Genomic DNA, 9,446 nt, shown 5'->3' with positions numbered 1-9,446 from the left:
GCCGCGGCGGCCACCAGGACGGCGGCGACCAGGGCGGTGCTGCGCACACCCCAGGAAGGCAGCAGGAGCGCCCCGACCAGCGCGCCCGCCGCGACGCTGGCGTTGAAGACCGCGCTGTGGGCGGCGGTGGCGTCCTCCGTGCGGCCGGGCGCCACGTACAGGATCCGGTTCGCCGTCGCGCTGATCATCAGGAACATGGCGGCACCGAACAGGGCGAGCAGGCCGACGGTGACGAGCCGGACGGTGCCGAGACCGTGGAGCCCGAACAGCGCGCACGCGAGCAGCCCGGTGGAAACGATCACCGCGCCCCGTGGCCAGCGGTCCAGCACCGTCCCGCCGACGGCCATGACCACCACGCCCGCCGCGCCCCGAACGAACAGCAGCGGGCCCATCGCCGAGTCCGGGAAACCGCCGACCTCGCCGAGGAAGGGCACGGTGTACGTCGTGGCGGCGGACAGGCCGGTGACCGACAGGGCGGTGGCGGCCAGCAGCACGGCGAACCGCCGTCCGTCCGGCGCCGTGGCGGAGGCGTGTTCCTCGTCGGCGCGGGCGTTCGGCATGAAGACGACCATGGTGACCAGCGCGGCCAGGCCCAGGCCGGTGAGCACCAGGAACGGCGCCCGCCACCCCCACTGCTGGCCGAGCCAGGTGCCGGCCGGCACCCCCATCACGGTCGCGACCGAACTCCCGGTGAACACCACCGTGACGATCCGGCCCCGCAGCCGCGGCGGGAACAGCCCCACCGCCGTGACGACCACCACCGACCAGAAGACCGCGTGGGCCAAGGCGGTGACCACCCGGCCGGCCAGCAGGGGCTGGTAGCCGGGAGCGAAGGCGGTGACGCAGTTCGCGGCCACGAACACGGCCAGCACCCAGGAGAGCAGACGGCGGCGCGGGACGTCGCGGGTCGCCCTGACCAGGGGCACCGACACCACGGCGACGGTCAGGCCGTACCCGGTGACGAGCAGCCCCACCGCCGACAGCGAGGTGTCCAGGTCCCCGGCCATCAACGACAGCAGGCCCCCCGGCAGGTTCTCGGTCGCCACGAAGCAGAAGGTGGCGACGACCAGCGCGACGAGAGCGGCCACCCGCGCGTGCGGGCGCGTCGACGAAGCGGTGCCCGGCATCAGCCGCACCGGTCCAGGACGCGTTCGACGTGCCCCTCGTACGTGTGGTTCTCCTCCACGTACGTACGCAGACCGGCAGCGGCCTCCCGCAGTTCGGGCAGGTGACGCAGCGCGTCGTCGACCGCGCGTCGCAGCGCGCGCCCGTCGGCCGCGGGAACGACCCGGCAGGCCGGCGAGTCGGGGACCTGCTCGGCCAGCACCTCGGAGACGATCACCGGCTTGCCGGCGCTGATCGCCTGCGCGAGCGCTCCGGACGCCCCGCCGTAGCCGGCGAACTCCTGCTGGTACGGGAAGACGATCACGGCGGCCCGGCCGATCACCTCTCCCAGCCGTTCCCTGGAGATCCAGCCGCTCTCCCAGTCGACACGGGTGTGCGGGTACTCGGAGGTCAGCTGCTTCTCCACGCCGTCGTACTGCTGGCCGAGGACACGGAGCAGCGGACCGCCGGCCAGCGCCGACAGCAGCACGCGGACGCCCTTGTCGGACCGCGCGCTGCCGATGGACAGGACGTAGGGCTCCTCGTCGGCCGGCGCCGCGCCGCGGGCGAAGGCGGCGGCGACCTCGGCGCGGGTGGCGGTGGGCCAGCCGGCCCGCAGCAGGTTGCGCGCGTCGACGAACTGCCGCGCCTGCCGCTCGCCGACGGCCGTGTTCACCACGAACAGGGCGTCAGCCGCCTGCCCGCGCACCAGATCCGCCAGCCGCCCGCCCTCACCCAGGCGCCGTGCGGCGTCGGCGGCGAAATAGCCGGGCCGGTGCAGGGAGTGCACGAACCTCAGCCCGGTCACGGGGGCGGGCCAGGCCGGGTAGTTCTCGTCGAAATAGCAGTTGAGGAACACCCTGGCCCCGTGGTCGTACGCGTCCCGGCAGGCTTCGGCGAGCTTGCCCGGGTCGACGGCCTGGGAGTAGGGCAGCTTCACCGCGCCGGATCCGGGCGAGGCGCCGGTCGTGGCCCGGTGGGTGACCGCCCGGTCGAGCCGGTGGTGGGCCAGGTACGCGGGCGGGCAGTACATCCGCACCGGCCCCGGCGCGGCGACCGTCGCCGCGGCGTTGGCCAGGCCGACGACGTAGTCCGGGTGGTGGCCCAGGACGGTGTCGGTGAAGTCGTCGAAGAACGCCATCCCGGTCATACGGCACCCAGCCTCTCCCGGGCGGGCCCGGCCTCCACGAGCGTGGCCCCGGGGGCCGCCCCGACGACCGCCTCGAGCGCGGACATCGCGAGGTCCACGGGAACGGGGACCAGGGGTAATCCGCGGTCACCGGTGACGACGCGCCCCGCCGACTCCAGCAGCACCATGGGAACCTCGTCGGGAGCGCAGGGCAGGTAGCCGCGCTTGTTGTCCCGGGCCAGCACCGCGCGTATCCGCTCCCGGTCGAGCCCGCCGGGCCCGGCCGCGGCCGGGGGCAGCCGCAGCCGCCCCACCACCTGACGATGCAGGGCGAGGTCGTCGTGGCCGAGGTGGCCGAGGCCATGACTGACCTCGGCGGCGACCAGCATGCCCCAGGCGATCGCCTCGCCGTGGCCGATCCCGCCCTGGGAGACGAACTCCAGCGCGTGCCCCATCGTGTGCCCGTACTCGAACACCAATGCCTCGCGGCGCTCCCGTGGATCGGTGCGCAGGTAGGGCGCCTTGGCGTCGCAGCCGATGGCGAGCAGTTCGAGCAACGCGGCGGCCGGTTCGTCGGCCAGCCGGCCGAGGGCCCGCTCCAGCGCGGGCCGGCGGTCCGGCACCACCGCCAGCACGTTCTTCGCCATCTCGGCCAGGCCGGTGAGCATGAGGCCGCGGGGCACCGAGGTGAGCCAGCGCAGGTCGCAGGCGATGAGCGAGGGCACGTGGTAGGTGCCGCAGAGGTTCTTGCCGCCGCTCAGGTTGACCGCCTGCTTGACCGACAGCACCGAGTCGAACGCGGCGATCGGCGTGGTCGGCAGGTGCACCAGCCGGACGCCCCTGAAGAGCAGCCCCGCCGCGAGCCCGGCGACGTTGCCGACCATGCCTCCGCCCATGGCGACGACCACCGTGCTGCGGCTGGCGCCCTGACCGACCGCGAACTCGACGATGTCCTCGACCAGCGACAGCGTCTTGCGCTGTTCAGCGGCGTCCACGGTGAACAGGGCCACCCGCACGGCCTCCGCCAGACCGCGGGCGACGGGCTCCGCGTGGACGGCGACCTCACGGTCCGTCACCAGCAGCACGAGATCCGCGGTCGCGGCCAGGTCGGCCAGCGCGCCGACCAGTTCCTCCGTGACGTCGACGCCGTACAGGTACGGGACGTCCTTGCCGTCGAGCGACACCTCTTGCCTGAGCAATGAACACACCTCTCGCATGCGGGGGGTGGGAAGGAACCGGACACACGTGACGGGAGCGCTCCCAGCGTACCGATGATTCGTGCTAGCGTACGAAAACTTTCCTGATCTTCCACGGCTGACGTGTGTGGTACGAGGCAATCGGGGTGGGCGGTTGAGCGCGTTGGGCCGGGCGGACGGGGACCTCCTCCCCACCGTGATCATCGGTGGCTGCGGAAGGGTCGGACTGCCGCTGGGGATCGCCCTCGCCGCACGGGGGTTACCGGTCGTCCTGTTCGACATCAACGAGGCCGCCGTCGCCACGGTCAACAGCGGTGTGCTGCCCTTCGACGAGCCGGGCGCGGCCGAGCCGCTCGCCGCCGCGGTCCGTGACGGACGCCTGGTGGCCGTGACCGACCCGTCCCGCATCGCCGGGGCCGAGACGGTCGTCGTGATCGTCGGCACCCCGGTGGACGAGCACCTCAACCCGGACGTCGGCGCGGTCCCGCGGGCCGTCGAGGCGTGCGCCGACCACCTCCGCGACGGACAACTGCTGGTCCTGCGCAGCACCGTCCACCCGGGCGTGACCGCGCTCACCGAGAAGACCCTCGCCGGACACGGCCTCGACATCGACGTGGCCTTCTGCCCGGAGCGCATCGCCGAGGGCCGGGCCATGACCGAGCTGTTCTCCTTACCGCAGATCGTCGCGGCCCGCACCGAACGCGCCTACCGGCGGTCGGAGGCGTTCTTCCGCCACCTCACCGACCAGACCGTGCGGCTGGCCCCGGAGGAGGCGGAACTGGCGAAGCTGTTCACCAACACCTGGCGCTACATCAAGTTCGCCGCGGCCAACCAGTTCTGGATGATGGCGAACGACGCCGGCCTCGACTTCGACCGCATCCGCGGGGCGATCACCCACGACTATCCGCGCGCGGCCGACCTGCCGGGCCCGGGCTTCGCGGCGGGACCGTGCCTCTTCAAGGACACGATGCAGCTCGCGGCGTTCAGCCGGAACAACTTCGCGCTCGGCCATTCGGCGATGCTGGTCAACGAAGGACTGCCGCTCTACCTGGCGGCCCGCCTCGAGGCCCGCTACGACCTCTCCGGGCTCACCGTCGGCATCCTCGGCATGGCGTTCAAGGCCGGCAGCGACGACACGCGGGCGAGCCTGTCGTTCAAACTCCGCAAGATCCTCGCGCTCAAGGCGCGCGAGACCTTGTGCAGCGACCCCTACGTCGTCGACGACCGGTTCCTGCCACTGGACGAAGTGCTCGAGCGCGCCGACCTGCTGGTGATCGGCGCGCCGCATCCGGAGTACCGCGACCTGCCGACCGCGACACCCGTCGTCGACATCTGGGGCATCAACGGCCGCGGGACGCTCGTATGACGGCTCCGAGGGCCGCGACGACCGCGGCCCCGGCATCGGACGCGCCGGTGACCGGCGCTCGACACCCACAAGGGGCGGACGCGAAATGGTGAAGGTACTCGTCACCGGGTCGGCAGGATTCATCGGCGGCTACGTCGTGCAGGAACTGCTCGGACGCGGCCACGAGGTGGTCGGCCTGGACGACTACTCCAAGTACGGGCCGGTGAGCCACGCCCACGACACCCACCCCCGGTACCGCCTGGTCGAGGGCGACGCGCGGGACGTGGGGCTGGTGCGGGAGCTCCTCGCCGACTGCGACCACTTCATCGCGGGCGCCGCGATGATCGGCGGGATCTCCTACTTCCACACCTACGCCTACGACCTGCTGGCCACCAACGAGCGGATCATGGCGGCCTCCTGCGACGCGGCCATCGAGGCGCACCGGGCCGGCACCCTCCGCAAGATGACGTACGTGTCGTCCTCGATGGTGTACGAGTCGACGGACCGGTGGCCCTCGACGGAGGGCGACGAGCGGCGCGTACCGCCCCCGGCGTCGAGCTACGGCTTCCAGAAGCTGGCCGTCGAGTACTACGCGCGGGCCGCCCGGGACCAGTACGGGCTGCCGTACACGATCGTCCGGCCGTTCAACTGCGTCGGCGTGGGGGAGGGCCGGGCGGCCGGACAGGCCGAGATCCTGTCGGGCAACGTCACCCTGGCCATGTCCCACGTGGTGCCCGACCTGGTGCAGAAGATCGTGAAGGGGCAGGACCCCCTGCACATCCACGGCGACGGCAACCAGGTCCGCCACTACACGTACGGGGGCGACCTCGCCCGCGGCATCGTCGACACGCTCGAGCACCCCGGCGCGCTCAACGAGGACTTCAACCTGTCCACCGAGCGGTCGACGACGGTCATGGAGCTGGCCCGGCTGGTCTGGGACAGGATCAAGGGGCCCGGCGTGCCCTTCCGGCACGTCAGCGAGCAGTCCTTCCCGCACGACGTGCAAAGGCGCGTCCCCGACGTCACGAAGGCCCGTGAGGTCCTCGGCTTCGAGGCGACGACGAGCCTGGAGGACATGCTCGACGAGGTGATCCCCTGGGTGACCAAGGCCGTCGCCGACGGGCGCCTGTGACGGACCCGTCGTCCGCCGCGGTGACCCGCCGGCGTGAACCCCTACCGGAAGATGGAGAGACATGAGATCGACGAGCCCTCGGGCGTCGGTGGTCATACCCACGTACAACCGCGCCGAGGAACTCCGGGCGACCCTGGAGTCGCTCGCCGGGCAGAGCCTGCCGGCCGACGAGTTCGAGGTGATCGTCGCCGACGACGGTTCGAGCGACGCGACCGCCGAGCTGGTGCGGTCCTTCGCGTCGCGGCTGGCGTTGCGGTACTTCTTCCAGGAGGACCGGGGCGCGCGCGCCGCCGCGGCGCGCAACGCCGGGGCGCGCCTGGCCGAGGCGCCGGTCCTGGTCTTCCTGGACACCGGGACGCTCGCCGGCCCCGGCTTCCTCCAGGGGCACCTCGCGCACCACGCCGCACGGGACGGCGAGGCCGGGCCGAAGGTCGTGATCGGCTACACGTACGGCTACCGGCCGTTCGACCCGACCCCGGGTCTCGCGGAGGCCGTGGCGGAGCTCTCCCCGGAGGACGTGCACCGGCGCTACGGCGAGGACCCCTCCTTCCAGGACTGCCGGCACCCGGAGTTCGCGTCGGTGGACTTCGACGCGGACGCGCTCCCGATGCCCTGGATCATGTCCTGGACGGTGAACCTGTCCGTCACCACCGAGGACTTCTGGCGGGTCGGCGGGTTCGACGAGACCTTCGAGGGCTGGGGCGTGGAGGACCTGGACCTCGGCCTGCGGCTGCACAAGGCCGGAGCCGGGTTCCGGGTGGGCCGCGAGGCGTGGGCCATCGAGACACCCCACGAACGCGATCCGGCGGGCAACGCGGAGAGCGTCGTCCACAACGCCCTGCACCTGCTGAGGAAGTTCCCCGAACCGGCGGTGGAGCTGAACTGGGCCTGGTTCGCCACCGGGGACTGGCTGGTGCAGGACAACTCCGCGACCCTGCACGGCCGGTACGCGTCCCTGCTCGACTGGACGCGGGAGGCGGCTGACCTGGGCGTCCGCGAGGAGATCGAGACCCTGCTCCAGGACGTGCCGGCCGGATCACGTGTCGTCGTCTTCGGCTGCGGGGGGTCACTGCCGCCGTCCCTGCCGGACGACGCCGTCCTCCTCGACTTCGACGCACGCGTGGTGGCCGGTGCGGCCGCCGGGGACTCACCGCACCGCGTCCGGCACGGGCTCGGGGTGCGGACCTGTCTGCCGGAGCGGTCGGCCGACGTGGTGGTGGTCACCAGCCGCCTGCGGGGTGTCTGGGACACGTACGGCAAGCTGATCCTCGACGAGGCGCACCGGGTGGGCAGGACGGTGCGCAGCACCTGCCCCTGACCCCTGCCCCGGGGCCACCGGACCCCTGCCCCGGGGCCCCGGATCCTTCCTCCGGGGTCCGGGCCACAGGTCCCAGCGTCCAGGCCGCGCCGCCGGCCTCGGGACTTTGGGTCCTGCGGCCTCGGCCCCTGGCCTCCGGCCTCGCGGTCTGAGGGCCTCCGGCCTCGCGGTCCTGGGGTCTTGCGGCCTTCGGGTTTGCGGCCTTGCGGTCCTGGGGCCTTGCAGCCTCCGGCCTCGCGGTCTTGGGGCCTTGGGCCTCCGGCCTGGGGTCTTGCGGCCTCCGGCCTTGCGGCCTGGGGTGTCGCGGCCTCCGGCCTCGTGGTCCCGGGGCCTCCGGCCTCGCGGTCTCCCCGCCTCGGGGTTTTGCGGCCTCGTGGCCTTTTGGTCTTGCGGCCTTGTGGCCGCCGGACTAGAGGCCTCTCGGTCTCTCGATTTCCGGGCCTCCGGGCCTCCGGGCCTCTCTCCTTCCGGCTCTCGCACTTCCCGGTTTCCGGGCCTTCCGGACGCCGGGCTGCCGGGCCGCGGGCCGGGCTTCCCGCTTCCGGGCCCCGATTCCGCTTCCCGGCCTCCGGGAGCCTCGGTCTCCGGGCCTCCGGGCCTCCGGGCCTCCCCGTTTCGGCCGCGTAATCTCGGGCTCACCCGCTGTCTCGCGGTGTTCTCCGACCGCGGGGTGGCCGTCCCACGGCGATGGCACAATGCGCCCATGGATCACGGCACCGCGCGGACATGGGTCGACTCCTGGTTGACGGCGTGGAACGCCCACGATCTGGACGCCCTCCTGGCGCACTTCAGCGACCACGTGACGTTCCGGTCTCCGGTGGCCGCGCAACTCCTCGGCGGCGACGGGGTCATCCGCGGCAAGGAGGCGCTGCGCGGCTACTGGGCCGAGGGACTGCGGCGCATCCCCGACCTGCGGTTCGAAGTGGTCGGCAGCTACCTGGGCGTGGACTGTCTGGTCATCAACTACCGCAACCAGAAGGGCGGTCTGGTCAACGAGGTGCTGATCTTCGACGGCCCGCTGGTCGTCGAGGGATACGGCACCTACCTCGGTGAGGACGCCAACCCGGCCGGAGCCCGCTGAGACTCGCACGGCCGTCCCGGACCCCGGACGACGTGACGCCCCGGCGGCGCGTCGGCCGGTTCCTCCCGCGTGCCCGCGCCTCCGCGCCCACCCCACTCCACCCGCGCCCGGGGGCGGCCGCGGAGCTTCATCGACACGTTTCCGTGTCGATACGGTAGAGTTTCGGTACTGGCAAGTATCGATACGTGCGAGTATCGGTAGGGGTGGGCGAGCCCCGAAGCCGCGGAGTGCGGCGGAGGAAGGAAGTGGGCATGGCGTTGCGTGCCGAGGACGGAGTCCGGTCGGAAGTCTCGTCGCGGCGTTCCAAGATCACACCGGAACGTGAGCGGGAGTTCTTCGACGCCGTGCTGGAGCTGATCCGGGAGCACGGCTACGAGGCCGTCACCATGGACGGTGTGGCGGCCGCCACCCGGTGCAGCAAGTCGACGCTCTACCGGCAGTGGAAGACGAAGACCCAGTTCGTGGCCGCCGCGCTGCGCGCCAGCCGTCGAGGAGGGTTCGCCGCGATCGACACCGGGTCGCTCGCCGGGGACCTCCGGCAGGTGGCCGCCAGTCTGGGCGAGGTGTCGCAGAGGGACACCAGGCTGTCCCAGGCCCTGGGGCACGCCATCACGGCGGACAGCGACCTCCGCGACGCACTGCGGGAGGCCCTGGTCGACCCCGAGGTGGTCGCGCTGCGGGCGATCCTGCGCAGGGGGGTCGACCGGGGCGAGGTTCCCGAGGACCATCCGGCGCTGCCGTTCGTGCCGGACATGCTGTTCGGCGTGATGCGCATCAGGCCGGTGCTCTCCGCCCGGTATGCCGACGCCGGTCACATGGTGCGGTTCGTGGAATCCGCCGTACTGCCCTCGCTCGGACTGGACCAAGACCCAGGCCGGCCGCCCGCGGGATGAGGCGGACGGCCTGAGCGTGCCGCACGTGGGGACGGCGTGGCACGCGACCGGGGCCCGGTGGGACGCCTCTTTGAGCGGAGAGGCGGCCCGCCGGGCCCCATTGACTTACCCGTGAGGGTGAAGGTGACGGCGAGGGTGCGCGCCAGCCTGCCGACCGCGGTGAGCAGGGTGCCCCGGGCGCAGGCCGCGCGGTCCGAGGCCCAGGAGGCGTAGCCGTCGGGCCGGACGATCAGGACGGCGTGGCCGGA

The 9,446-nt window shown here is 72.5% G+C and carries 8 protein-coding genes; 5 read left to right on the top strand and 3 right to left on the bottom strand.

The genetic code is table 11. The features are described from left to right. The 3 genes from HW445_RS09660 to HW445_RS09650 all read right to left on the bottom strand — a co-directional run. On the bottom strand, nucleotides 1-1,127 hold a 1,127-nt coding region (locus HW445_RS09660; RefSeq protein WP_180220618.1), incomplete at its 3' end, for an MFS transporter. After that, nucleotides 1,127-2,254, bottom strand: a complete 1,128-nt coding sequence (locus HW445_RS09655; protein ID WP_180220617.1) for a glycosyltransferase family 4 protein — start codon at nucleotides 2,252-2,254, stop codon at nucleotides 1,127-1,129. The genes HW445_RS09655 and HW445_RS09660, both read right to left, overlap by 1 nt. Next, nucleotides 2,251-3,432, bottom strand: coding sequence for an iron-containing alcohol dehydrogenase (locus HW445_RS09650; protein WP_180220616.1), 1,182 nt, complete (start codon nucleotides 3,430-3,432; stop codon nucleotides 2,251-2,253). Before HW445_RS09650 ends, HW445_RS09655 begins: the two co-directional genes overlap by 4 nt. Before the next feature lie 151 nt (nucleotides 3,433-3,583). Here HW445_RS09650 and HW445_RS09645 point away from each other — a divergent pair, with 151 nt between their 5' ends. The 5 genes from HW445_RS09645 to HW445_RS09625 all read left to right on the top strand — a co-directional run bounded on the left by HW445_RS09645 (nucleotide 3,584) and on the right by HW445_RS09625 (nucleotide 9,198). Further along, nucleotides 3,584-4,795 (top strand): nucleotide sugar dehydrogenase, encoded by a 1,212-nt coding sequence (locus HW445_RS09645; protein WP_218956781.1) that lies wholly within the window; start codon nucleotides 3,584-3,586, stop codon nucleotides 4,793-4,795. A gap of 85 nt (nucleotides 4,796-4,880) precedes the next feature. Next, complete coding sequence (locus HW445_RS09640) at nucleotides 4,881-5,906, top strand: NAD(P)-dependent oxidoreductase (protein ID WP_180220615.1); 1,026 nt, start codon at nucleotides 4,881-4,883, stop codon at nucleotides 5,904-5,906. Nucleotides 5,907-5,967: 61 nt separating this feature from the next. Then, complete coding sequence (locus HW445_RS09635; RefSeq protein ID WP_180220614.1) at nucleotides 5,968-7,224, top strand: glycosyltransferase; 1,257 nt, start codon at nucleotides 5,968-5,970, stop codon at nucleotides 7,222-7,224. 703 nt (nucleotides 7,225-7,927) lie between these two features. After that, on the top strand, nucleotides 7,928-8,305 hold the full coding sequence (locus tag HW445_RS09630) for a nuclear transport factor 2 family protein (protein WP_180220613.1): 378 nt from the start codon (nucleotides 7,928-7,930) through the stop codon (nucleotides 8,303-8,305). A gap of 251 nt (nucleotides 8,306-8,556) precedes the next feature. Then, complete coding sequence (locus tag HW445_RS09625) at nucleotides 8,557-9,198, top strand: TetR/AcrR family transcriptional regulator (RefSeq protein WP_180220612.1); 642 nt, start codon at nucleotides 8,557-8,559, stop codon at nucleotides 9,196-9,198. The last annotated feature ends 248 nt before the right edge of the window (nucleotides 9,199-9,446 follow it).

It is taken from the genome of Streptomyces sp. UH6, from assembly GCF_013421635.1.
Lineage (GTDB): Bacteria > Actinomycetota > Actinomycetes > Streptomycetales > Streptomycetaceae > Streptomyces > Streptomyces abyssomicinicus.
Note: the sequence above shows the minus strand (reverse complement) of the source record. Positions and strands in the feature narration are given on the sequence as shown.

Bases quoted from the DNA above. Each gene is read 5' to 3' on its own strand.
- HW445_RS09655 (WP_180220617.1), bottom strand. From the start codon at position 2,254: ATGACCGGGATGGCGTTCTTCGACGACTTCACCGACACCGTCCTGGGC.
- HW445_RS09640 (WP_180220615.1), top strand. From the start codon at position 4,881: ATGGTGAAGGTACTCGTCACCGGGTCGGCAGGATTCATCGGCGGCTAC.
- HW445_RS09635 (WP_180220614.1), top strand. From the start codon at position 5,968: ATGAGATCGACGAGCCCTCGGGCGTCGGTGGTCATACCCACGTACAAC.
- HW445_RS09630 (WP_180220613.1), top strand. From the start codon at position 7,928: ATGGATCACGGCACCGCGCGGACATGGGTCGACTCCTGGTTGACGGCG.
- HW445_RS09625 (WP_180220612.1), top strand. From the start codon at position 8,557: ATGGCGTTGCGTGCCGAGGACGGAGTCCGGTCGGAAGTCTCGTCGCGG.